This is a genomic window from Halobacillus sp. ABH2_015, from assembly GCF_056158945.1.
In genome coordinates this window covers 3015878-3039315 of record NZ_JBSWUG010000002.1, presented here as the reverse complement: position 1 = coordinate 3039315, position 23438 = coordinate 3015878, and the positions used below count along the sequence as shown (strand labels likewise).

18 protein-coding genes are annotated in these 23438 nt (G+C 48.2%); 10 read left to right on the top strand and 8 right to left on the bottom strand.

The window, feature by feature from the left end; translation table 11 throughout:
• Positions 1 to 14 precede the first annotated feature (14 nt).
• Positions 15 to 1727, top strand: coding sequence for an ABC transporter ATP-binding protein (locus ACXAD6_RS15830; RefSeq protein ID WP_474969709.1), 1713 nt, complete (start codon positions 15 to 17; stop codon positions 1725 to 1727).
• An 80-nt stretch (positions 1728 to 1807) separates the two neighbouring features.
• Here ACXAD6_RS15830 and ACXAD6_RS15825 read toward each other — a convergent pair whose 3' ends face one another.
• A complete protein-coding gene (locus ACXAD6_RS15825) occupies positions 1808 to 3088 on the bottom strand; it encodes a hypothetical protein (protein ID WP_474969708.1) in 1281 nt (426 codons plus the stop codon).
• Between the two features lie 537 nt (positions 3089 to 3625).
• On the bottom strand, positions 3626 to 4654 hold the full coding sequence (locus tag ACXAD6_RS15820) for a zinc-binding alcohol dehydrogenase family protein (protein ID WP_474969707.1): 1029 nt from the start codon (positions 4652 to 4654) through the stop codon (positions 3626 to 3628).
• A gap of 234 nt (positions 4655 to 4888) precedes the next feature.
• Between ACXAD6_RS15820 and ACXAD6_RS15815 the strand changes: the two genes are divergently transcribed.
• The gene (locus tag ACXAD6_RS15815; RefSeq protein WP_474969705.1) at positions 4889 to 5287 is read left to right on the top strand and encodes a winged helix-turn-helix transcriptional regulator; all 399 of its coding nucleotides are present in this window, start codon (positions 4889 to 4891) and stop codon (positions 5285 to 5287) included.
• Between the two features lie 30 nt (positions 5288 to 5317).
• Here the strand turns inward: ACXAD6_RS15815 and ACXAD6_RS15810 are convergent, their stop codons facing one another.
• A complete protein-coding gene (locus ACXAD6_RS15810; protein ID WP_474969704.1) occupies positions 5318 to 6469 on the bottom strand; it encodes a glycerate kinase family protein in 1152 nt (383 codons plus the stop codon).
• Positions 6470 to 6550: 81 nt separating this feature from the next.
• Between ACXAD6_RS15810 and ACXAD6_RS15805 the strand changes: the two genes are divergently transcribed.
• From ACXAD6_RS15805 to mngB, 3 genes are all read left to right on the top strand, one after another.
• Positions 6551 to 7279, top strand: coding sequence for a MurR/RpiR family transcriptional regulator (locus ACXAD6_RS15805; RefSeq protein WP_474969703.1), 729 nt, complete (start codon positions 6551 to 6553; stop codon positions 7277 to 7279).
• Positions 7280 to 7416: 137 nt separating this feature from the next.
• A complete protein-coding gene (gene mngA, locus ACXAD6_RS15800; protein ID WP_474969702.1) occupies positions 7417 to 9360 on the top strand; it encodes a PTS 2-O-a-mannosyl-D-glycerate transporter subunit IIABC in 1944 nt (647 codons plus the stop codon).
• 34 nt (positions 9361 to 9394) lie between these two features.
• Positions 9395 to 12007: a mannosylglycerate hydrolase gene (gene mngB, locus ACXAD6_RS15795; RefSeq protein WP_474969701.1), complete on the top strand. Its 2613-nt coding sequence runs from the start codon at positions 9395 to 9397 to the stop codon at positions 12005 to 12007.
• 49 nt (positions 12008 to 12056) lie between these two features.
• On the opposite strand, the gene ACXAD6_RS15790 is transcribed toward mngB, so the two are convergent.
• Positions 12057 to 12992: an LCP family glycopolymer transferase gene (locus ACXAD6_RS15790; RefSeq protein WP_474969700.1), complete on the bottom strand. Its 936-nt coding sequence runs from the start codon at positions 12990 to 12992 to the stop codon at positions 12057 to 12059.
• A 199-nt stretch (positions 12993 to 13191) separates the two neighbouring features.
• Between ACXAD6_RS15790 and ACXAD6_RS15785 the strand changes: the two genes are divergently transcribed.
• Entirely contained in the window at positions 13192 to 14520 is a 1329-nt protein-coding gene (locus ACXAD6_RS15785; protein WP_474969699.1) for a short-chain fatty acid transporter, read from the top strand.
• Positions 14521 to 14962: 442 nt separating this feature from the next.
• Here the strand turns inward: ACXAD6_RS15785 and ACXAD6_RS15780 are convergent, their stop codons facing one another.
• The gene (locus ACXAD6_RS15780) at positions 14963 to 16090 is read right to left on the bottom strand and encodes a GGDEF domain-containing protein (protein ID WP_474969698.1); all 1128 of its coding nucleotides are present in this window, start codon (positions 16088 to 16090) and stop codon (positions 14963 to 14965) included.
• Between the two features lie 213 nt (positions 16091 to 16303).
• Between ACXAD6_RS15780 and ACXAD6_RS15775 the strand changes: the two genes are divergently transcribed.
• Positions 16304 to 16489: a hypothetical protein gene (locus ACXAD6_RS15775; protein ID WP_474969697.1), complete on the top strand. Its 186-nt coding sequence runs from the start codon at positions 16304 to 16306 to the stop codon at positions 16487 to 16489.
• Positions 16490 to 16569: 80 nt separating this feature from the next.
• Positions 16570 to 17181 (top strand): TetR/AcrR family transcriptional regulator, encoded by a 612-nt coding sequence (locus tag ACXAD6_RS15770; RefSeq protein WP_474969696.1) that lies wholly within the window; start codon positions 16570 to 16572, stop codon positions 17179 to 17181.
• A gap of 67 nt (positions 17182 to 17248) precedes the next feature.
• On the opposite strand, the gene ACXAD6_RS15765 is transcribed toward ACXAD6_RS15770, so the two are convergent.
• The 3 genes from ACXAD6_RS15765 to ACXAD6_RS15755 are packed head-to-tail and all read right to left on the bottom strand — an operon-like array spanning position 17249 to position 21035.
• On the bottom strand, positions 17249 to 18616 hold the full coding sequence (locus ACXAD6_RS15765) for a PTS ascorbate transporter subunit IIC (protein WP_474969695.1): 1368 nt from the start codon (positions 18614 to 18616) through the stop codon (positions 17249 to 17251).
• A 35-nt stretch (positions 18617 to 18651) separates the two neighbouring features.
• Positions 18652 to 18918, bottom strand: a complete 267-nt coding sequence (locus ACXAD6_RS15760; protein ID WP_474969694.1) for a PTS sugar transporter subunit IIB — start codon at positions 18916 to 18918, stop codon at positions 18652 to 18654.
• A gap of 20 nt (positions 18919 to 18938) precedes the next feature.
• Positions 18939 to 21035: a BglG family transcription antiterminator gene (locus ACXAD6_RS15755; protein WP_474969693.1), complete on the bottom strand. Its 2097-nt coding sequence runs from the start codon at positions 21033 to 21035 to the stop codon at positions 18939 to 18941.
• Between the two features lie 273 nt (positions 21036 to 21308).
• Between ACXAD6_RS15755 and ACXAD6_RS15750 the strand changes: the two genes are divergently transcribed.
• Both ACXAD6_RS15750 and ACXAD6_RS15745 read left to right on the top strand, forming a co-directional pair.
• Positions 21309 to 21677 (top strand): hypothetical protein, encoded by a 369-nt coding sequence (locus tag ACXAD6_RS15750; protein ID WP_474969692.1) that lies wholly within the window; start codon positions 21309 to 21311, stop codon positions 21675 to 21677.
• Positions 21678 to 21862: 185 nt separating this feature from the next.
• Entirely contained in the window at positions 21863 to 22816 is a 954-nt protein-coding gene (locus ACXAD6_RS15745; protein ID WP_474969691.1) for an aldose epimerase family protein, read from the top strand.
• The last annotated feature ends 622 nt before the right edge of the window (positions 22817 to 23438 follow it).

The window sequence follows — 23438 nt, the reverse complement described above, 5'->3', positions numbered from 1 at the left end:
TGGAGTGGAGGAAGATGCTGAAACGCTTTTTCAGTTATTATCGTCCGCATAGAAAACTGTTTTTCATCGATTTTTTCTGTGCGGTTTTTGTTGGACTGCTTGAACTTGGGTTTCCGATCGCTGTTTCCTGGTTTATTGATGATCTGCTTCCCGAGGGGAACTGGGGAACGATTGTGGCGGTCAGTACCGGGCTGCTGCTTTTATATATGCTGAGTTCAAGTATGCAGTTTGTCGTCAACTACTGGGGGCATAAGCTTGGAATCAATATCGAGACAGATCTTCGCAGAGATTTGTTTCTGCACGTGCAGCGGCAGTCCTTCGGTTTCTTTGATAATACGAAGACCGGAAATATTATGAGCCGGATCACCAACGATCTCATGGACATCGGGGAACTTGCCCATCATGGTCCAGAGGACTTTTTTATAGCCATCATGACCTTTGTCGGTGCTTTCTGGATCATGCTGACCATCAATGTGAAGCTTGCGCTTGTCGCCATCATTATCGTCCCATTCCTCATCTGGCTCATCTATTTTTCCAACATCAAAATGAATGCAGCCTGGACGAAAATGTTCGGCAATATTGCAGAAGTGAATGCACGGGTCGAAGATAGTGTATCCGGGGCCCGTGTCGTGCAGTCATTTACAAATGAAGCGTATGAAATCAAACGCTTCAACACGAACAACCAAATGTTCCGAAAAGCGAAGCTGACCGCCTACAAGGTGATGAGTCTGAATTTGACGGGCATTTATCTGACAACGAGACTGATGACCATCACCATTCTCGTGTACGGCGCCTGGCTCAGTTTTTCCGGTGCTTTAAGCTACGGAGAGCTTGTGGCATTCATTTTGTATTTGAATATTTTATTTAAACCGATCGAAAAAATCAGTGCGCTGCTGGAGTTGTATCCCAAAGGGATGGCCGGCTTCAAGCGGTTTACCCAGTTGATGGATACCATTCCTGATATCCAAAACCGGAGGGGAGCCGTCGACGTTCCTCACCTGCACGGTGACATCCGTTTCCAGAAGGTCACGTTTGGCTATGACGAAAACCGGGAGATTCTGAAGGACTTGAGCTTGTCCGTAAAGCCCGGCGAGACGATTGCTTTTGTCGGACCTTCCGGAGCTGGGAAATCGACGATCTGCTCGTTGATTCCTCGTTTTTATGACGTCAAGGGTGGCGCGGTTATCATTGACGGCATCGATGTTCGTGACATGACGAAAGAATCCCTCCGTTCCCAGATCGGCATTGTCCAGCAGGATGTCTTTTTGTTCGCCGGAACGATAAGGGAAAACATTGCGTACGGACGACTGGATGCCAGCCAGGAAGAAATTGAAGACGCTGTGGAGAAGGCCCATCTGAAAGAGATGATTGAAAACCTGGCCGATGGATATGATACGCAGATTGGAGAGCGGGGATTGAAGCTGTCCGGCGGTCAGAAGCAGCGGCTTGCCATCGCACGGATGTTCTTGAAAAACCCTTCCATTCTCATTTTGGATGAGGCAACATCCGCGCTGGATACTGAAACTGAAACCCAGATCCAAAAGGCGCTCACCGAGCTTTCCAAAGATCGGACGACCTTGATCATCGCCCACCGTCTCGGGACGATAAAAAAAGCCGACCGTATTCTCGTGATTACGGAAGAGGGAGTGGCTGAAGAAGGAAGTCATGAAGAGCTTCTCGGGCGGGAAGCCGGCCTCTTTGCCAAGCTGCACGCCCTCCAGCACTAAAGAAACCGTTCTAGTTAACTAGAACGGTTTTTTTCTTGCCGTCAGGAGCGGAAGTCCCTTGAACTGGATATCACCGACTTTTACTGCGCCGCTTTTTCCTGATCCTCCCTGGAAGGACGTTTTTTTTCCGGCGAAACTTCCTGCTTATCCTTTTTCTCTCTCTGTTTCTTTGTTTCTTGTTTCCTGGCTGTTTCCGTTTCCTGATCTGTATCCGCATCTTTATAGCGCTGCTGCTGGCGGTAGCCATAGGTGGAGGACAGCACGACTTCTTCATTTTCAAGGGCTGAGCCGAGCGCGCCGATAATGATGGATATGCTGGTAGCCGTCCAGGCGATGTAGAAATAATTATCGTAACCGACAGCGCCGGAAACTTCCGACTCCAACAGCCCCATTGGGATGAAGACGACAACGGCAACCGAAAACATTACAAAGAGGATGAAGTAATAGATGACAACGGTTACCCCAAGCGTAAGCAGCGTGGTCATATTGTACAGTTTCCGGAGATAGGGGGCCCGGTCTTTCCGTTGCTTTTCCCATAAATTGTGAGCAAGAATGATCCAGCCGACCATTAACGAAATGGACAGAATGGTAAGCAGAAGCATCCGCCACGAACTGTAATTATTGCTCAACCGCCATAACGTCGGGAACACAAGGGCGTAGGAACCGGTGGCAAAGGCGAAGATGATGACCTTCATAAAGGCGGGGAAAATCGCCCATGGGCGGTTGGCCCGCACCATCCCGGTCAATACTCTTAACGCACCACTGATTCGGGACTGGACGATGAACCGCACGTCCATATACGTATCCTCTTCATCCGGTGTCACCCGTTTAATGGGGGAGAATCGGTCTATTCCACGTTTTTCCACAAGCCGTCGGGAGCCTTTTTTCTTTAAATTTTTATGTTCGCCATCTTCTTTTGACTGCAGCCTCTCCTGCGCCTTTTCTCTGTCTTCTTCACCGCTTCCATAGTACATTTCATTGACGAGCTGCAGAATCGACTGCCGGACACGTTTTAATAGAGGTGTGGATCCGAGCCCGGGGAGGGTAATGATGGCAATTTTGTCATTGGTTGATGCTTCAGCCATAATCGGCTTCCGATCATGAAAGAAAGGAAGATCGGTCAGACAGACGATATAATCCCAGTCTTCTTCTTCTTTCTTTTTTAATCCGGCTTCAAATACTTCCTCCGGGTCTTCCGTGACGCCGGTCAAAGGATCGATTAAGGCTTCGACCTGCCATTCACAGTCGTCTTTCACGTAATATTTGAGCATGTCTGGAAGCTGTTCGCTGATTGTTTTACTGAGCTCCTTGGGATAACCAGGCGGTGTGACAATCCCAAGCGATCGCTGATGTTCACTCATATATGGTCATCTCCTGTTTGTAGGTTGGGTTTGTACAATATGAAATACCCTTTGGATCCGCTTCCTATGCAGGATTTTCCTATAAATTATATAAAAATAATAAATAAAACGCGCGGATAGACGAGCGTTAAGGGTGATAATGAAACTCCCGTGAACGTACGTCCACGGGAGACTGGTGTGCAGATAGTGGTGATATGTATCCGCATAGGGATAAAAGGGGGATTTCCTTAAAAGGTATACCCCTCCCTTTAGAGCATAAACATCCAATTTTCATATAGGAACATAATAGAGAGAGTGAATGAACATGCATTGAACTTTTTTCAAACGCACGCCAACCAATCATCGTAAGTTGAACAATCACACCAATGACTGTGAATGCGAGGAGAGATTCAAAAGATTTTCAATGGATGTAAACATAAATAGGAAGGACCAGGAGGATTCCCTCTCCGATATAAGCGGAAACGAGGTTTTCCAGAACGCCTGTTTCAGCCGGCGAAGGTATCCAGTAAAAAACCTCCGCCCATAGGGGCGGAGGTTTTAAGATTCAAAAGATTCCACAACAATTTTTCCGATGGCTTTCCCGGATTCAAGCTTCTCATGAGCTTTTTTCATGTTTGCGGCATGGATGGGAGAAAGGGTTTCATTCAACGTCGTCTGTATGTTCCCTTCATCAATAAGACCGGAAATCTCATTGAGGAGTTCATGCTGTTTGATCATATCATCGGTTTGATACATCGGACGTGTAAACATCAACTCCCATACAAATGTTGCACTTTTACTCTGCAGCATGGTTAAATCAACGGGTTCCGGCATCTCTACGATGGAACAGATTTTCCCTTGAGGAGCGATGGATTCTGCCATGTTACTCCAGTGCTGCTCTGTTGCATTCAGGCAGAAAATAAAGTCCACCGTTTCGATTTGGATTTCCTTCAGCTGAGAAGAAAAGTCGTGATAGTGATTGATTGTGAAATCAGCTCCCCGCTTCTTCGCCCATTCCTCTGTTTCCGGACGTGAGGCTGTGCCGACAACCGTAAGCCCGGCCCGCTTCGCCAGCTGGGTGGCAATGGATCCGACACCACCGGATGCACCGATAATCAGAATAGACTTCCCTTTATTATCTTCTGGATGATGACTGACTTTTAAACGATGAAACAGGGCTTCGTAGGCTGTAATCGTTGTTAATGGAAGAGCGGCGCTTTCTGCAAAGGATAAGGAAGCCGGTTTCTTTCCGACAATGCGTTCGTCTATGAGGTGGAATTCACTGTTCCCGCCTTGCCGGGTAATATCTCCGGCATAGTAGACGTGGTCGCCTTTTTTGAAGAGGCTGGTTTCAGCTCCGGTTTCCACGACAACGCCGGCAACGTCCCATCCGAGGACCTTGGCTTCTGTTTCCGTGTCACCATTCGCTCTTACTTTGTAGTCGACAGGGTTGACTCCGACGGCTTCCACGCGTACGAGTAAATCACGACCTTCGGCTTTCGGTTTGTCCAGTTCCAAGTCGATCAGGCTTTCCTCATGGTCGACAGGCAGATGTTTATATAATCCAACAGCTTTCATTTTACTCATCACTCCCACATCCTTTCTCAACATCCATAGCTTTCGGTGTTAGAGTTCCTATTTTGATCGTAAAGGATTCTTTATATTTTTTGAAGTACGCACATTTTTGTGGGAAAGTATCAAAAAGGATACCTGCTGGGAAAGACTTCTGCTCCTCTTCACACATGAACTTATGGTATAGTGACAGTATATAAAAAGTGATTACAATTGAAATGTTTCCTATAGAACAGGGGAGGGGCCTCTATGAGTGCAGAAAAAAAAGATCAGACGGTTGGGAAACCTTTCTTGAACCAATATTCCTGTCCCGTAGAAGGAACGGTCCACGTCATCGGCGGGAAATGGAAAAGTGTCATCATTTTTCATCTGCTGGATGGAACGAAGCGGTTCAATGAGCTCAAAAGGCTGAACAGCGGCATTACCCAGCGGATGCTGACGCTGCAGTTGAGAGAGCTGGAGGCAGACGGGATTGTGCACAGAGAAGTGTATCCAGTTGTTCCTCCGAAAGTAGAATATTCCTTGACGGAGTTTGGTTTCTCCTTGAAGCCGATCGTCGTCATGATGCGGGAGTGGGGAACGGAGAACATGGAGAAGGTCCTTTCCCACAGGGAATCGTATCAGGAAATGGAAAAGAGGAATGGATGAAGATCCATTCCTCTTTTTCTATCCGTCCCCTCAAGTCCATACACCTGTTTTAACGGTCAGGAGCCGGCCGATCTGTTCAGCTGTCTCCGCCAGATTGTCCCGGGCTGTGTCCGGATTCAAAGCGTCCTGTAAGGAGGAAGGTCCTCTCATGATCGAAAAGCAGGCATCGATTCCTGCACCATGAAGTCCTTTTTCAACACCTGTAATGTCCCCGGCAAGAGCGATGACGGCTCTGCCCTGCTGTTTAGCACGTTCCGCTATGCCGGATGGAGCTTTTCCCATTGAACTCTGGGCATCAAGTTTTCCTTCTCCGGTAATGATGAGATCGGCTCCGGCTATGCGCTCATCCATCTTTATCTCATCGAGAATGAACTGGACACCAGACTGCAGGGAAGACTGGAGAAATCCTGAGAAGGCGGCTCCAAGTCCACCCGCCGCACCACTTCCTGCGGTGTCCTGAAGATCCAGCCCCAGCTGTTTTTGTACAATGTCAGCGAAATGCTTCAGCCCTTCATCAAGGAGAGAGACTTCCTCGGGGGATGCCCCTTTCTGCGGAGCAAAAATGTGAGCGGCCCCGTTCGGTCCATAAAGTGGATTGGAGACATCGCACATCGTGTGAATGACAACATCCTTCAGCCGGGGATGGACATGAGTCGTATCGATGTGAGCCAGTCGTGATAAATGACGGCCCCCATCACCGATACTCCGGCCATCCGCGTCCAGAAATTGAAAACCGAGGGACCGGAGCATCCCGGTGCCTCCGTCTGTCACTGCGCTTCCTCCAAGCCCGACGATCATTTCCCGGCAGCCCTTTTCAAGAGCTTCGACCATGAGCTCTCCGACGCCGTAGGAGGTAGCGGATAAGGCATTTCTTTCTTCTTCGTTGACAAGCGGAAGTCCGCACGCTTCCGCTACCTCAATGACAGCGGTGGTGTCCTGGTGGATGATTCCATAGGCTGCTTTGACCGGACGTCTGAGAGGACCGCAGACGTTTTTATAAACGACTTTTCCTCCTAGAGCAGATACAAGTGCATCCATAGTGCCTTCACCTCCATCTGCTACAGGGATGGTATCAACGCTGAATGAATCGGATGCGTTGATCAGTCCTTTCTGGACCGCTGCGTTCGCTTCCCTTGAGGATAAGCTACCTTTAAAAGAATCCAAGGCTACTAAAATATTCATGGGGGATCCCTCCGATAGAATGATTAAAAAAACACGGTTTATGTCTGCTATAATAGATGCAACAAAATGAGGTGAACTGACATGAGATTTGAAGAACGTGTTCATAAATATGAATATAAGCTGAATGATACCGATGACCAGATCATTGACTACATCCTTCAATATAAAGAAGATGTGACCGGCGGATCCATCCAACTGCTTGCTTCACAGGCCTATACTGTCCCCAATACCATTACAAGGCTTTCGAAAAAACTCGGCTACGACGGATTCTCTCATATGAAGAACAGTCTGAAAGTAGAACTCGAAGAACCGTATGAAGTCCCGGATGACGATTCCTATTCTTTAATCCAGAAAACCTTTGAAATCCTTGATCAGGACCGGATGATGGAAGCGGCTCGTCAGCTTGCGGAGTCCAAACAGGTGCTTCTTTTCGGGCTTGGAGATTCTTCGGACCTCTGCGAAATGATGGCCAGAAACCTCCGGGTGGTCGGCAAGCCGACGAGCCATCACATTCACCGGCACGAAATCCTCCACAGTCTCGACCAGGCCAATCAGCAGAGCGTCCTTTTCTTAATCAGCCTTTCCGGAGAAACGCCGCTTGTCCTGGAGGCGGCCGAAAAAGCCGTGGAAAAAAAGATTCCTATTATATCCTTGACTCATTTTACGAAGAACCCGCTGCAGGCGATGGCGGCCATCAATCTCTATTGTTATGCACCGAAAAAAACGAAAAACGGCTACAATATAACGGGACGGACGCCGGTCATGGTTGTTTTAGAAACATTATCCCAGTATTTTTGGAAATCTTACTGAAGTTGTTTCCGCATACACAAGAAAACGCTTTAATAAGAAAAAGATGTGTAAAAATAAGAAGAATCCATCTTCTTATTTTTTTTTTGCTAAGATAAAGCCAAGTGATGAAAACACTTACAAAGCGGAGGTGGAACAGAATGGAACTAAGAAAATTGACCTCACCCCATTTGATAAGTACAAAAATACATCTTGCTTCGAAGCAGGAAGCCATTGAGTATTTAGTCAAACAGCTGGATGAGGAGGGAAAGCTTCATTCCAAGGACGAATTTTTGAAAGCGGTTCAAGACAGAGAAGAGCTGTCCCCTACTGGATTTGAAGGAGGCCTCGCAATCCCGCACGGGAAATCGACGGCCGTGAAGGAAGCGGCTTTCGCTGTAGCGACGGTTGAAAAACCACTGACGGACTGGGAGAGCATCGACCCTTCCAATCAGGTCGAACTCATTATCCTGTTAGCGATCCCGGATCAGGAAGCAGGATCCACGCACTTATCTTTATTATCTGAATTTGTCACCCGTTTATCAGACGACGCGTATAAACAAGGCCTTCTGAACGCTTCTTCAAGCGAAGAGCTATTTGAACGGCTTGATGCGGTAGGAGAAGAAGCAGAGGAATCAGAGGAGAACGCAGAACAATCAGCGGAAAGCCGTCTCATTCTAGCTGTCACCGCCTGTCCAGCCGGAATTGCCCATACGTATATGGCCGCGGAAGCGTTGACGAAGGCAGGAAAAGAGATGGGTTATAGAGTTCTCGTAGAAAAACAGGGAGCCAACGGTATTGAAGACCGTCACACGAAACAGAACTTAAGAAAAGCGGATGCGGTCATTTTTGCTAATGACGTTGCTGTCAAAGATGAAGAGCGCTTTGCTCACCTGCCGAAAGTGAAAACGTCGGTAGCAGCGCCACTCCGGGATGCCCGCGGAATATTGGAAAAGGCGGAAGCAAAAGCAGCCGGTTATGTGAAGGATGAACAGGTTTCCGAAGCGGCTGCGGCTGATGATACGGAAGAGGAACAGGATGGAAAAGGGTTTAAAGCAGAAATCAAGGATTCCATCCTTACCGGGATTTCTTACATCATTCCGATCATCGTTGCCGGTGGGATGACGCTCGCTGCGGCTGTGTTAATCTCGCAGGCTTTCGATCTGCAGACGCTCTATGATACGGAAGGTTCATGGCTCTGGATGCTCCGTCAGCTCGGCGGTGGCCTTCTCGGTCAGCTGATGGTGCCGATTCTGGCCGCCTATATGGCCTACTCGATTGCAGATAAACCGGCGCTTGGACCTGGTTTTGCTGCTGGTGTAGCTGCCAACTTGATCGGCTCCGGGTTTCTCGGCGGGATGCTCGGTGGTTTCCTAGCCGGATTCTTCCTGAAATTCTTGAAAAACAAAATCAAGCCCAAAGGTACATTTGCCGGGTTCATCAGCTTCTGGGTCTATCCCGTCCTTGGTACGCTTGTGGTTGGATCGATTATGCTGTTCGTCATCGGAGAACCACTGGCCTGGATCAATAACGGTCTGATCAACTGGCTTGGAAGCTTATCGGGAGCCAACGCCCTGATTCTTGGAGCGATCCTTGGCGCTATGGTTTCCTTCGATCTGGGAGGACCTGTCAATAAAGCCGCCTATACGTTCTGTATCGGAGCGATGGCGAGCGGTAACTTTATTCCTTATGCAGCCTTTGCTTCGGTTAAAATGGTGTCCGCTTTTGCTGTCACTGGAGCTACGATTCTCGGGAAGAAATATTTCTCCCTTCAGGAACAGGAAATTGGAAAACAGACGTGGCTGCTCGGCCTTGCCGGCATTACGGAGGGAGCGATTCCATTTATGATCAATGATCCGCTTCGTGTCATTCCGTCCCTGGTAGCCGGTTCTGCGGTGACGGGAGCCATTGTCGCCTACTTTGACCTTGGATTGAATGTACCGGGCGCCGGCATCTTCTCCCTCGCTCTCCTTCAGGGACAGCCGATTCTGCTCGCTGCAAGTCTCTGGTTCGGCGCGGCTCTGCTCGGCGCATTGATTTCTATGGTTCTATTGATCGCAACAAGAAAAAGGAAAATAACGAAAGAAGCGGCTGCTGCCGCCTGATAGAGAAGTACGAATGAATAAGGAGGATATCGAAATGAAGCAGGCCCACATTGTACCGCATATGCACTGGGACAGAGAATGGTATTTTACAACAGAGGAGTCCCGTATCCTCTTGGTGAACAACATGGAAGAAATTATGGATAAGCTTGAGAACGATCCCGACTATCCCTATTATGTGCTCGATGGACAAACATCCATTTTGGAAGATTACTTTGCTGTAAAGCCGGAAAATAAAGAGCGGGTCCGAAAGCTCGTCCAGGAAGGGAAGCTGATCATCGGACCGTGGTATACGCAGACCGATGAAATGGTGGTCGGAGCTGAATCCATCGTCCGCAACTTGTTGTATGGCCATAAGGATTCAGAAGCCTTCGGGGCGCCGATGAAAATCGGCTACCTGCCGGATTCGTTCGGTCAGTCGGCTCAGATGCCTCAGATTTTCAACGGCTTTGACATCCAATATTCGATTTTCTGGCGCGGTACATCGGAGCGTCACGGCACGGATAAAACAGAATTCCACTGGGGAAGTGAGGACGGATCCAGCGTCCTCGTCCAGCTCTTCCCACTCGGCTATGCCATCGGGAAATACCTGCCGGAGGATGAAGAAGCGCTCCAGAAGCGGATGGATAAGTATTTCCGTGTACTCGACCGCGGGGCTACGACCGATCACATCATCCTTCCCAATGGACATGACCAGATGCCGATTCAGGAAAACATTCACACGATCATTGAAAAGCTGCAGCGGCTTTACCCTGACCGGGAATTTTTCTTAAGCCGCTATGAAAATGTATTTGAGGAACTGGAGAAGAACGACGACCTGCCGTTGTTATCCGGAGAGTTTCTTGATGGAAAATATATGCGTGTACACCGCAGCATCTACTCCACAAGAAATGATATCAAAGCAGCGAATACACGCGTGGAAAATAAGCTGACCAACGTGTTGGAGCCGCTGGCGTCCATGGCCTATTCGCTCGGCTTCGAATACCATCACGGACTGATTGAATTGATCTGGAAGGAAATGATGAAAAACCATGCCCATGACAGTATCGGATGCTGCTGCTCTGATAAGGTGCACAGGGAAATCCTCAACCGCCTGTTTCTGGCTGAGGAAAAAACGGATCAGCTGATCGAATTTTATAAGCGTAAAATTACGGATGCGGTCCAAGCGGAGCATGATGTCGTTTCCGCCTTCAACTTCCTCCCTTATGAGCGCGGGGAAGTCATTACAGATAAAGTCGTGACGAAGCTGGAATCCTTCGTCATGGAGGGCCATGACGGCCGGGAAGTTCCTTTTGAAGTCCTGGAGAAAAACATTCTTGATCCAGGTCTCATTGACCGTCAGATTGTCCACTATGGCAACTATGATCCGTTTTATGAATATACCATTCAATGGAAGGACACCCTCCCTTCCATGGGGTATAAGACGTATGAAATCAAACCGGAAGAAGGAGCGCTTGCTGCTGCCGGCCCGCATCAATCAGATAAACGGGAAATCGAGACCGATCACTACCGGATTCAAGTGAACAGCAATGGTACACTCACCATTTACGACAAAAGGAACAACGTCGAAATCCAAGATGTCCTGCTTCTGGAAAACGGCGGTGATGATGGGGATGAATATGACTATTCCCCGCTTGAGAATGAGACGTTGATCTATAGTCGTTCGATGGAAGCAGACGTTCAAGTGTATGAAAATGATTACAGTGCCAGGCTGGATATCGCGTTGGAATTACCTGTACCCGCCAACTTGGAAAGCCGGAAAGCCGGGAAAATCGACAGCTTCGTATCTGTGCAATGGCACTTACACATTGCGAAGCATAAGCCGGTCATTGAGGTGAAAGCAGACATTAACAACCAGGCCGGGGATCACCGTCTGCGCGCCCTCATTCCAACACAGATTGCCTCCGCTTTCTCATGGTCGGATAATCAATTCGGCATGATCAAACGCGATGTCGTCGACAGCGCGATGGATTATTGGGAAGAGGAAGACTGGGATGAACGCCCGGATTCCATTTATCCGATGCTGTCCTATGTCGGTTTATCAGACGACAAACGCGGGGTCACGCTGCTTACGAACAGCGTTCGTGAATATGAAATCATCGGAGATTCCTTTGATACGATCGCAGTCACGCTGTTCAGGAGTGTCGGCGTATTAGGAAAAGAAGAGCTGGTGAGGCGTCCGGGACGTCCATCAGGAATAAAACTTCCGACACCGGACTCCCAGATGATCGGCCGTCTGGAACTTGACTTTGCACTGGTGCTTCATGAAGGATCACTCTCAGATGCCGGGGCAGGGAGAATCGCGAAAGAGTATACAACCCCTGTGGAGATTTATAATAGAATTCCTTACAATGCAATGAAACTGAATGAATCCGGCCTCGTGACCCCGGGATCGTATTCACTGCTGAAGGAAGGAAATGAAGGAGCCGTTCTAAGTACGCTCAAAAAAGCAGAAGATGAGGAACGTCTGCTGCTGCGCTTTTTCAATCCGAAAGAAGAGGAGCAGGAAGCAGAATTTCACCTTTCCTCCCATTCGGAGAACATCCAGGAGGCGAAATTGAACGAGGTGCCTCAGGAAACGTTGCTGCACCAACAAGGAAGAGTCTCTCTATCCTTGAAGCCGAATCAGGTGAAATCCATCTTGTTTTAACATAAAGAAAGCCCCGTCTTCGTAAAGACGGGGCTTTCTTTATGGTTGATCAGGAACCGAAGTTCACAATCATATCATGGGTTTTCTGAATTTCAGCATCAGACATGAAAATCAGGTACATGCCGTTCACCATCTGCCCATCTCCGGACATTTGGTAGGTGGACGTATTTTTACGGGCGCTGCTGTAGTTCGTCGCCAGACGCCTCATATCAGAGAACTGCATGTTCGTACTCACATTATCTCCAAGCACATCCATCACATTTCCCACCTTATTCACCGCATCAAGGCTTGCTCCTTTATCAATAATACCAGTGATAACCTCGCGCTGCCGCTCGTTACGGCCGAGGTCTCCATTTGGATCGTCTTTCCGCATCCGGACATAGGACAGAGCTTCCTGTCCATCAAGCTCAAGCTCGCCTTCTTCAAAGGTGTAATTGCCGGACGTAAAGGTCATATCGTTCTGAACCGTTACACCGTTGACAGCATCCACAACCTGGGACAGGCCTTCCATGTTCACACGAATATAATAGTCCAGGTCGATATCAAGGAAATTTTCCACCGTATTGACCGCCATGTCACTTCCGCCATAGGCGTAGGCATGGTTGATTCTCGTCACGCGGCCGTCATTGGCGATTTCCGCCCGTGTATCACGGGGAATGCTGACCATCTGCATCTGGTCATTGTTCGGATCAAGCGTCATCACAATCATCGTATCGGAACGACCGACGTCATTTTCGCGTTCGTCGACGCCCAGCAGAAGGATATTGATCGGGTCTTTATTGTCTACTTTCGCTTTCGTTTCGTCATTATCAATGGAAGCCACACTTTCGTGTAAATCTTCATTCACTGTTGTGCGGACATCCTGCAGGATCATATATGCATAAACTCCTCCTGCGACAAGGATCAGTGCCAGTGCAGCCAGGAGGATTCTCCAGCGTTTTTTCTTTCTGCGCTTTTTCTTCTTGGAACGTCTGCGCTCTTCCATACCCCCACCTCTTTCATTCAAACTACTTCTATTATACGATTTTTGTAGAACCTTGTAAAAATAATCCTGCATTTTGTCTTGGGAGAAAAGTCATTCTGATCATTCGTGGAAATGGGAAATTCATTTGTAGAGAAGGAAAATGGTGTCGCATAACGAAATGGTACCGTGGGTCTTTATCTACCAACCAAAGGAGGATTTGATGTTAAAACGAGCCATTCATGTATCCAACACACTCATGCAGCGTTACCTGCCCGATCCCTTTCTTTTCGTCATTCTATTAACGATGGTGGTCTTCGGGTTAGGGTTGATTTTTACACCAAGCATGCCTGTCCAGATGGTGCAGTACTGGGGGGAAGGGTTTTGGAACCTTTTATCGTTCTCCATGCAGATGGTGCTCGTACTTGTCACCGGCTTTGTTCTGGCGAGCAGTCCGGTGTTTAAAAGGGCGCTCGGACGACTGGCATCTACAGCCCGCACACCGGGCCAGGCTGTTGTCATTGTGACGGTTGTTTCCCTGGCAGCCAGCTGGATCAACTGGGGGTTCGGACTTGTCATCGGAGCCTTATTCGCAAGAGAGCTTGCCAAAAGAGTGGAGCGGGTGGATTACCGGCTTTTAATTGCAAGCGCTTACTCAGGGTTCCTTGTCTGGCATGGGGGACTGGCCGGGTCTATACCACTGACGATCGCCACACCTGATCATTTCACAGCAGATTCCATCGGGATCATCCCCGCTTCAGAGACGATATTTGCCGGATTCAACCTTGCGATAACAGCGGCGTTATTCATCGCTGTACCACTTTTGAACAGGAGGATGTCACCAGCAGAGGAAGAAAGGTTTGTCATCGACCGGTCCCTGCTTGAGCAGCCTCGTCATCAGGAGGCAGCCGGACTGGAGGCGGACGCCCTGACACCGGCCGTCCGCATGGAAAACAGCCGGATTCTTTCCATGATCATCGGAGGACTTGGCGTTGGATTTCTCGTGTACTATTTTGTTACGACCGGTTTTCAATTGAATCTGAACATCGTCAACTTTGCTTTCTTATTTATGGGGATCCTTTTCCACGGTACGCCCAGGCATTTTTTGGACGCTGTGAGCGATGCGGTGAAAGGGGCGGGAGGCATTATCATCCAATTTCCGTTTTATGCAGGAATTATGGGGATGATGGTCGCATCCGGATTGGCAGCGCTTATGTCAGAAGCGTTTGTGTCCATCTCCACCCCCTTTACGTTTCCCTTCTTTGCCTTTTTAAGTGCAGGGATCGTGAACTTTTTCGTTCCGTCCGGTGGAGGACAGTGGGCAGTGCAGGCACCCATTATGCTGGATGCCGCCCAGCACCTCGGAGTATCGATACCAAAAACAGCCATGGCAGTCGCCTGGGGAGACGCATGGACCAATATGATTCAACCCTTCTGGGCCCTGCCGGCACTTGCGATTGCAGGCTTGAAGGCGAAGGATATTATGGGCTTCTGTCTCATCGTCCTTTTTGTAAGCGGTATCATAATTTCGCTCGGGTTACTGTTCTTATAAATAAAAAAGCTCTGCCGAAAAGGCAGAGCTTTTTTATGGTGCCTCCAGGAGAATAGCCCCTTTTCTTTGGGTGGACGAACCTCCGAGTGTCCACGGGTAAACTACCTTGTGGGGCCTGGACCATCTGTTTTCCGCAGGTGTGGAACGATCTGAGCTCCTTTCAAGAGAAGGTTAATGCCATAGTCAGTACCTGCATACGAATGGTACTGAATTCTCTTATAAGATATAAAGCTTGTTGTTCTAGATATATGAGCTTTAAGAAAACGCCTATTTTTTAGATCATCATTCGGTGAAGTCACGAGGAGCGTTCGGTGGTGAGGCCGTGCCCGCGGCAAGCATCCACCGATAAGCGGAACGTGACCACTCACACAACATACAGATAACTCTAATGGAACGTTTTTTACAGCCTGGCAGGGTGTGAAGGACAAAGCATTTTGTGAATTTACATCAAGTAAGTCCGGTGATCAGCCTGAACGAATCCACCGGCGGTGAAAGAGACAACACGATTCCGCCCCAGCTGTTTCGCCTGATATAACGACTGATCGGTCAAATCAATGATCTCCTGCCTGTCTTCCGTTGTAGATGGATACGTGCTCGCCCCGATGGAAACCGTTATCGGAATATGCGATGTGGCATTGATCCAGAAGGTATGGGCCATCACTTCGCTCCGGATCCGTTCGGCAATGGCACAGGCACAGGAATTGGAGCAGTCCGGAAGAATGACGGAAAACTCTTCCCCACCGTTCCTGGAAACGATATCCGAGTTTCTTGTATGTTCCTGAAGAAGACGTCCGAGCTGCTTGAGTACCTGATCTCCAGCCGGATGACCATACGTATCATTCACATGCTTGAAGTGGTCCACATCAATGATAAGAAGGGACAACTCCTTCTTTTTCTTTTCGCTCTCCTCAAGCTGCTGGTTCCAGTGGAAATCGAACTGCCTTACATTGTTCAATCCTGTCAGATGGTCGATGGAAGCTTTTTGCTCATAGCTCTTAAAAAGAGAGTGGGACCGGTCGAGGTATTGAATGAGATAAATGATCCCCACACCGCCGAGACAGCTGATCACCCAGTATACAGGAAGCAGAGTTTCAAGAAGACTCCAATCCCTTACGACCACAGAAAGCACAATGGAAAAGACGAGGTTGGAATAAAAAATCATGTAAAAGCCTGAAATATAGCGGGGCTGATGACTTTTTCTCATTCGATCAATCACGATGATGCCGGCAAGGGTCACGATCATGAAAATAATGGCCGCCAACGATGAAAGGTTGAAGCCATGAAGGAAACGTCCGGCAATAATGAGGATAGTGCCGATAACGGCCGGCCGGACACCGCTGATTAACAGAATCATAAGGACGGGAACATGCCGCAGGTCCACAATCGTCAAATCAGTCACCTGAATGGAATAATACATCATTAAGTTTCCCATTATACCGGCCGCGACTCCATCAATCAGGCAGATCACCTTTAGTGGCAGATGTTTTTCAAGGGTGTGCCATCTTAATTGAAGATAGGAGAAAAACAAAGCGGTCAGGATGCAGATATTGACAAAAAAATCGGATACCATGGAACATCAACTCCCCATTGTACAAAAAAATGTGAACGTTCGTTTAGTCGCATTGCGTCGAATAAAATACAGTAATCTTCCCTCTCATATTACCATGATATTCCTTTGCGAAGAGCGTCCGATGCGCTAAATAGGTCTTTACACCTATATAAAATCTATGTAGAATTATGGTAAATAATATAAAAGGGATCATTCGATGGAGGAGGCAGACAGATGAGAGAGAACTTAGATCACAAATGGCTGGATCTCGTTGAGAAAGCAATGGATGGACCGTGTTCCAAAGAGGAATTCCGCCGTTACCTGAACGAACAGAAAAACCTGAAGGCCGGACGTGAACATGGAGAAAAGAATGCCAGAGAGAGAAATGGGCATTTGACTTTGGTTACGCGCGGACAGTAGTTACCGAACGTTTAGTTACCTTCCTTTATTTTCTAAATACATGTGGATGACAACCACTCATCCTCTGAAAGGGAAACAAAATGAATACGAAACAAACCATTCTTGAAAATGCCCTGCAGTACTTTGCTTCCTATGGATATGACGGGGCTTCGATGTCATTGATTGCCCGCGAGACTCAGATTACAAAAGCGGGGATTTATAGTTATTTCAAAAACAAGGAAGATCTGTACATAGCTGTACTCGACCATTTAGTAGTGTTTCACAAAGAATACTGGATGCAGAAAAAACAGCGGATGAAATCGGCGTCCAGCGAAAAAAAGTTGAGGGACAGCTTTATTATGTCGATCCAGACAGCCGTCAAAGAACCCGCATTGATTGCGTTCTGGCAGATGGCTCAGATTTCTCCGCCAAGGTCACTGGAACAGGTGGTAAGCGAAAAGATATCAGCATCCAGAAACTTTCTACTCGCCTATTTTGAAGAGATGTTCGAGGCTGGAAAAGCTGCCGGGGAAATTGAGACGCACCATTCGTCCCTGACACTGGCTCATTCGTTCTACTGCCTGATGGAAGGGGCTTCCTTAAAGCATGTGAATGCAAATTTCCCTGATTACGAAGCAACGCTTCTTGCGATATTTGATTTGTTCTGGGACGGGTTGGAAGCTCGGGAAGCCGACGAATGGAAGATTGTTTGAACCGAAAACGAAATTCAGTTTAAAAAAAGTGCCCAAACCTCCGGAATGGAAGGTTTGGGCACTTCGTTTATGCGGCGCTTGTATCTTTCTGTTTTTCACTGCCGCGTTTTTTTGCGGCCAGTGCAAACGGTAGAGCCAGCAGCGCCAGGATGATGCCGACAACAACCACATTGGATTCTACAAGGTTGATCAAGTTGCCGAGGACGATCCCGACAACTCCGAAGTCCCCGTCACCAAATGTTGTTCCCTGGAAGCCTAAGGTTCCGAGAACAGGGAGAAGCAGCGCAGGAAGGAAGCTGATCATGACACCGTTGGCCATCGAACCGAAGATCGCACCTTTGCGTCCACCGGTCGCATTCCCGAACACGCCGGCGGCTGCTCCTGTAAAGAAGTGGGGGACGAGACCGGGAACGATGACTTTCAACCCGAGAAGGGGAAGGAACAGCATACTGATCAACCCGGCGGCAAAGCTGAAGAGAAATCCGATGATGACCGCATTTCCTGCAAACGGGAAAATAGCAGGACAGTCGAGCGCCGGTTTGGCGTTTGGTACGATCTTATCCGCAATCCCTTTGAACGCCGGCACAATTTCTCCAAGCAGCATACGCACACCAGCAAGAATGATGTAGACACCGGCAGCAAAAGTCAGTCCCTGCATGAAGGAAAACACCAGGAAGTTCTGACCTCCGCTTAACTCAGATTCTACAAAGCCGGGCCCCGCGGCTCCAGCGACGACGAAAAAGAGAATAACCATCGTCAGTGAGACAGACACAGAAGTATCTCTTAGGAAACTGAGGGATTTGGGGACTTTGATTTCTTCGGTGGACCTGGAGTCTTTGCCAACCACTTTTCCGATTGAAGCGGCAACAAGGTAGCCGACGGAACCGAAGTGTCCGACAGCAAAATCATCAGACCCCGTGACTTTTCTCGTATAGGGCTGAAGCATGGCTGGGAATAACACCATGATAGCTCCAAGGATGATGGAACCGAGAAGGATCATGCCTGCACCGGAAAAGCCCCCGGTCGTCAGAATGACAGAGATGAGACAGGCCATGAACATGGTGTGGTGCCCGGTTAAGAAGATATATTTAAAAGGGCTGATGCGGGCCAGGATAATGTTGACGACCATCCCGAACAGCATAATCATAGCCGTTTCTGTACCGAAGCTTTCCTGCGCCAGTGCAACGATCGCTTCGTTGTTGGGGATGACCCCTTCGACAGCAAAGGCTTCATCAAACATGCTGCTGAAGTTCCCGAGAGACTGGACGAGCACATTCGCCCCGGCTCCCAGGATGACAAATCCCATCACGGTTTTCAGCGTACCGGAGACGACATCTCCGGAATTTTTCTTTTGTACAAGGAGCCCGATGAGAGCGAATAATCCAACGAGGATGGCAGGGGTTCCCAAAATATCTTTCATGATCAAATCAACCATATAAGTCGCTCCTTTGTTTGATGGAATGGGTTAGGTTACAGGTTTTGTTCCAACGCGCTTCTCAACTCGTTCTTGTCCATCAGGTTCTGCAGTTTTACGACGTTCTTCTGCCCATCTTCCAGACTTTCTACAATATCCTCAGATCCGAGGAAGAGGTCGGCCTGCTCGGTTTTGGCCGTCGTCAAATCGGTGTGGGAGACTTCTGCTTCCTTCCCCATGTCCTGAAGGGCTGATTTCACATTCATTTCAACAATCATACTGCTTCCAAGTCCATTTCCACATACAACTAATACTTTTTTCATTTGAATACCTCCTCGTAATTTTACACTTCTATCGTTTGGTTGATCAGGTGAAGAATTTCGTCATGAGATGACGCTTCAATCATTCGATCGACGGCCTCTTCGTCAGAAAGCAGTTCCGTCAGCTGGGCAAGCGCTTTTAAATGGGTTTGATTATCAATGGCTGCCAGAATAATGATCAATTGCGCTCGATGCTTTTCCTTTTCAGAAAAAGCGACCGGTTCATTCAGTTTTAGGAGACTCATCCCGAGCTGCTCCACGCCACTTTCCGGACGGGCGTGAGGGATGGCGATCCTTGGGGCGATCACGATGTAAGGTCCCAGCTCTTTGACATTTGTAATCATAGCTTCAACGTATTCAGGGTGGATGGAAGATTTGTCGATTAACGGCTGGGCAGCCTTGCGGATCGCTTCTTCCCAATCCGGAGCCTGTTCTTGAAGCTGAATCGTATCCTTCGTCAATAACTCGTTAAGCATTGGCTTTCTCAGCTCCTTTCTATCGGTATGAAGGCGGTCCAACATCATAGTCATCTCTTTTTGAAGCCGTTCCTGCTGGTGGACGGTCGCATACTTTTGAATTGTTTCCATCAATGCGGCCGGCAGGCTTCTGTCTGCGGGTTCTGTTTCCAATTGTTGATTCATGATTTGGATGACCCGTTCTTTTTCAAAATTGTTCAAGATGGCCGGCACGTGGATCACCGGTACCTCGTCCGACTTCACATAATTGGTGGAGAATACGACATCGGTGTCATGCTTGTTTTTCTGATACTCCCGTTTGGAAAGAATGGCAGTGATCCGAAGTCCGGCAATCAACTCTTCCAGCTGGGAACGAAGCATGTTGGATGTACCGATGCCGTTTTCACAGACGATGATGCCTCTGTACTTCGTTTCGACGGCTTTTTTTTCTTTGTTCAACCATCCCCCGAAATGAAGGGTGATATAAGCCGTTTCCTCCTCAGGCACCGGCCTGCCGATGAACAGCTCCAGGTGCTTCATGACACGTTGGGTCAGATGATAAAGGTCGGCATAGGTTTCCTGAATGTTTTGAGACAGCTCGTTGGTGACTTTGACTCCATATTTAATCCGGTAATAGGCGGGTTTGATATGGGACAGCAGGTTCTCTTCCAGCCCTTTTCTGTCATCGAAGACGACAAATGAATAAATCTGAAAATCTTCGATCATCTGGTGGATCACCCGTCGCAGTCCTTCACTTTCCCTTTCTGAATACCGGCTGATGTCGTCGTGCTGCACTTTGGAACTAAGCAGGTTCATCGTCAAAAAGCAGATTTCATCTTCCGGAAAAACCAGAGGCCATACGTTTTCCAGTTCCTTTGTAAGAACGGAAGCGGAACGATAGGCGTCGGTCTGTTTCAAAACTTCCTTTTCTTCCGGCTGTACGTGGACGAATTGGTTCATGTCGATCCGTTTGACCATCATCAGCATCTGAAGGGCCAGCAGATCGGCCATTTCGTCGGTAAATGTGGCCCCGAGCTGTTCCTCAACATCAAACAGGAGCCGTTTGATGATCCGGCTGCTTTCTCCGGACAGAAGGAAAGAGGGCAGGGCCATGTGTTGGATGTTGTTTTGAACCGTCACCCACTCAGGATGGGAATAGGCATCAACGACCAGGTTCAAGAGCATCAGCCTCTGGACACCCTCCGGTCCCTCCACCTGGTAGCCTGCTCCTTTTTGGTAATGGAGTCTCAACCCCGTCTGGTCAAATTCCTGTTTGAGTGCTGCAATTGCTTTGGCGACCGTTCCTCTGCTCATATGGGTGAGATCCATAAAGGTATTCATCGATGCATGGGGCTGTAACAGAATGTTTGCTTTAATCAACAGGGTGCGTTCTTTTATTGAAAGCTGGTAATGCCAGCCGTCAAAATGAAGGGAAGCCCCTTCCAGGTGATGTCTGGATGATTCAGGCAAGCAGAGTCCCTCTCCGTGTCTGGTCTCGAGCCGTTCCAGCTGCTGGCCGGCCAGCCAGTCGTTGATCTGTTCGACATCATAGTACACGGTGCGTGGAGAGACATTCATTTGGAAAGCGAGCTCTTGAACAGGGACAGGAGTTGTCGACTGATTCAAAATAGATATCAGGTGTGCACGCCTTTTATCTAAAACCATGGAGGGGCCCTCCTTTGTTTTTCTAGGAAATTCCTGCAAGATTGTACGTTGTGATTGGGATGATCATCTTATGTTATGAGTATAGCCGTTTAATGACGGATATGTAAGGGGTTTCAATGTTCATAGTTTTTCATATGTAAATTTGCAAAATTATACGCATGGAAGGCTGATGAAGGGTTTCTGTGAAAATTTGAATGTCGGCCGTAGAAACGGGGGATATTTTCCATGGTCCTGCATATAGTGGTATAAGCTTTATAATGGAGGAATGGAAACGTGAGAAAGTGGCTGGGAACCTTCTTTGTTTTCCTAATCGTAGCCGGCTGCGGCGCAGGATCTTCGCAGCGGGCCATTCAGGAACTGACATCCACGATGGAACATGAACTTCATATCGTTTACTTTTATGAACAGGAACGTCCTACAGAAAAGCTGGAGGCTCAGCTGACGGGGATGAAAGTGTTTCTGGCGAGAAAAAATATACCAGCTTCCATCAGTTACAGGAAGATCAAGGACGATAAGGATTATGAAGAACTACTGGGAGTCAAAGACGGGCAGATCCTTGTATTCGATTATAAAGGCATCCGCTTTAACGCCCGTAATATACACGTGCTGGAAGGCATGATCTTACAGCTTTCCAACCCATAAGCAGACAGAGACTTAGAAAAGTCTCTTTTATTTTTCTGTTTTTTCCAAATTTAGAAAAACCTCTTCCACGATATCCATGGATATGCTACCTTATACATAATAGATAATTGGAAGCGTTACCATTGAAGGTGGACCAGAAATGAACGCTTGGAAAACCAGGAGACAGTGATGGAGGAGGATGAATCATGATCGATGTATCGACCTGTCAAAAGACGACATTTAAAGGACTGAAAGCGGTTGTACTGGAGAATGAGTATGTACGCTCTGTCATCCTTCCTGACTACGGAGGAAAGATGGTCAGTTTTTATGACAAGACCATTCAATATGAGTGGCTGTATCAGGCACGGGAAGAGTCCCTCCGGATACCGCCGTACGGGGCGGATTTTTCGGCGTATGATTCCAGTGGGTTTGATGAAATGTTCCCCGGTATCGATCAGGGCCCTCATCCTGTAACGATGGACGAAATTCCCGATCACGGGGAAGTATGGGCCATGCCTTGGACATGGAAGGCCACCTGCGATGGAATGGAATTGACGGTGGAGAGTGATCGGTTTCCGTATCGGTTGATGAAACGGGTCAAGCTCGGGAAGAACGATGTGGAAATCACCTACAAGGCAGTCAATAAGGGATCGGTTCCATTTCCTTTTATATGGACACCACATGCGCTGCTCAACTATAACGACCAGACGGAAATCCAAGTACCAGAAGCGATGAAGGAAGTGATGAGTGTAGAAGCTTCCTCCACCCACTTAGGTGGTTGGGGCACAACGCACACCTATCCGGAAACCTCATCCGTTTCTACGGGGGAGCGGATCGACCTGGCTAAGCTCGAGCCGTTGGAGGACGGCACGGCTGAAAAGTTTTATTTCACAAAGCCTCTCAGTGAAGGCTGGTGCGCCCTTGTACAACCGGACCTTGGAAGGAAATTGACTTACCATTTCCCTGAAGAAAAAGTTCCATACCTTGGCGTATGGAAAACCCGCGGGGGCTATAGAGGCGAGCATAACATCGCCCTTGAACCGTGTACTGGTGTCTATGATGATGTGTATGTAGCGGACAAAATCGGCCGGGCATCCTACATTCCCGCAAACGGCTCCTACACATGGAAGTTTAAGATGGAAACAGGCAGCAGTTTTTAAAAAGATGAGAAGCCTGCGAATCATTACAATCCTGGAATGTCAGGAAAGAATGGGAGCTAGCATGTGGTCTCTGGTCACGTTCCGCTTATCGGTGGATGCTTGCCGCGGGCACGGCCTCAGCTAACTTGGGCAGGAAAACCACCTGTCCAAGTGGATCTTCGGCTCGTGCTGTTCCCGCAGGCGTCACCACCGAACGCTCCTCGTGACCTTCCCTGATGATGCTCTATAAAAGGAAGATTTTCTGTTTATCAGAAGATCTTCCTTTTTTATGTCCAAATCATAGAAAAAAGCATGTGCCTTCTCTTTATCAATCTGTATGACGAAACCAAAAGACGTACAACTCATATTCGGTTGTCTGCTCGGGTGCTGTCCATGTCCTGAATCCTTCTCCCCTTATCCAACAGATAAAAGAATGGTCGGAACTTCTGGAGGGGGCTGAAAAGCAGAAGGTTTTATAATTTGTTGAGACTCCGACCATTCATCGGACTCTCTTATGTGTAAAAGATAAAACAGCAAAAAAGTGCAGAATTATGATGGTTTTTGGAAATTCATGGTGAAGAGGCAGGAAGGTCAAGGCTTCTCCCGTCTCTAAACTGTCATAAAGATTCTCCTATTGTAAGCA

What these genes read in the sequence shown, in the direction of transcription:
- ACXAD6_RS15810 (WP_474969704.1), bottom strand. Translation starts at nt 6,469, where the DNA reads ATGAATATTTTAGTAGCCTTGGATTCTTTTAAAGGTAGCTTATCCTCA.
- ACXAD6_RS15805 (WP_474969703.1), top strand. Translation starts at nt 6,551, where the DNA reads ATGAGATTTGAAGAACGTGTTCATAAATATGAATATAAGCTGAATGAT.
- ACXAD6_RS15820 (WP_474969707.1), bottom strand. Translation starts at nt 4,654, where the DNA reads ATGAGTAAAATGAAAGCTGTTGGATTATATAAACATCTGCCTGTCGAC.
- ACXAD6_RS15780 (WP_474969698.1), bottom strand. Translation starts at nt 16,090, where the DNA reads ATGGTATCCGATTTTTTTGTCAATATCTGCATCCTGACCGCTTTGTTT.
- ACXAD6_RS15825 (WP_474969708.1), bottom strand. Translation starts at nt 3,088, where the DNA reads ATGAGTGAACATCAGCGATCGCTTGGGATTGTCACACCGCCTGGTTAT.
- ACXAD6_RS15745 (WP_474969691.1), top strand. Translation starts at nt 21,863, where the DNA reads ATGATCGATGTATCGACCTGTCAAAAGACGACATTTAAAGGACTGAAA.
- mngB (WP_474969701.1), top strand. Translation starts at nt 9,395, where the DNA reads ATGAAGCAGGCCCACATTGTACCGCATATGCACTGGGACAGAGAATGG.
- ACXAD6_RS15815 (WP_474969705.1), top strand. Translation starts at nt 4,889, where the DNA reads ATGAGTGCAGAAAAAAAAGATCAGACGGTTGGGAAACCTTTCTTGAAC.
- ACXAD6_RS15770 (WP_474969696.1), top strand. Translation starts at nt 16,570, where the DNA reads ATGAATACGAAACAAACCATTCTTGAAAATGCCCTGCAGTACTTTGCT.
- ACXAD6_RS15765 (WP_474969695.1), bottom strand. Translation starts at nt 18,616, where the DNA reads ATGGTTGATTTGATCATGAAAGATATTTTGGGAACCCCTGCCATCCTC.
- mngA (WP_474969702.1), top strand. Translation starts at nt 7,417, where the DNA reads ATGGAACTAAGAAAATTGACCTCACCCCATTTGATAAGTACAAAAATA.
- ACXAD6_RS15785 (WP_474969699.1), top strand. Translation starts at nt 13,192, where the DNA reads ATGTTAAAACGAGCCATTCATGTATCCAACACACTCATGCAGCGTTAC.
- ACXAD6_RS15790 (WP_474969700.1), bottom strand. Translation starts at nt 12,992, where the DNA reads ATGGAAGAGCGCAGACGTTCCAAGAAGAAAAAGCGCAGAAAGAAAAAA.
- ACXAD6_RS15830 (WP_474969709.1), top strand. Translation starts at nt 15, where the DNA reads ATGCTGAAACGCTTTTTCAGTTATTATCGTCCGCATAGAAAACTGTTT.
- ACXAD6_RS15755 (WP_474969693.1), bottom strand. Translation starts at nt 21,035, where the DNA reads ATGGTTTTAGATAAAAGGCGTGCACACCTGATATCTATTTTGAATCAG.
- ACXAD6_RS15775 (WP_474969697.1), top strand. Translation starts at nt 16,304, where the DNA reads ATGAGAGAGAACTTAGATCACAAATGGCTGGATCTCGTTGAGAAAGCA.
- ACXAD6_RS15760 (WP_474969694.1), bottom strand. Translation starts at nt 18,918, where the DNA reads ATGAAAAAAGTATTAGTTGTATGTGGAAATGGACTTGGAAGCAGTATG.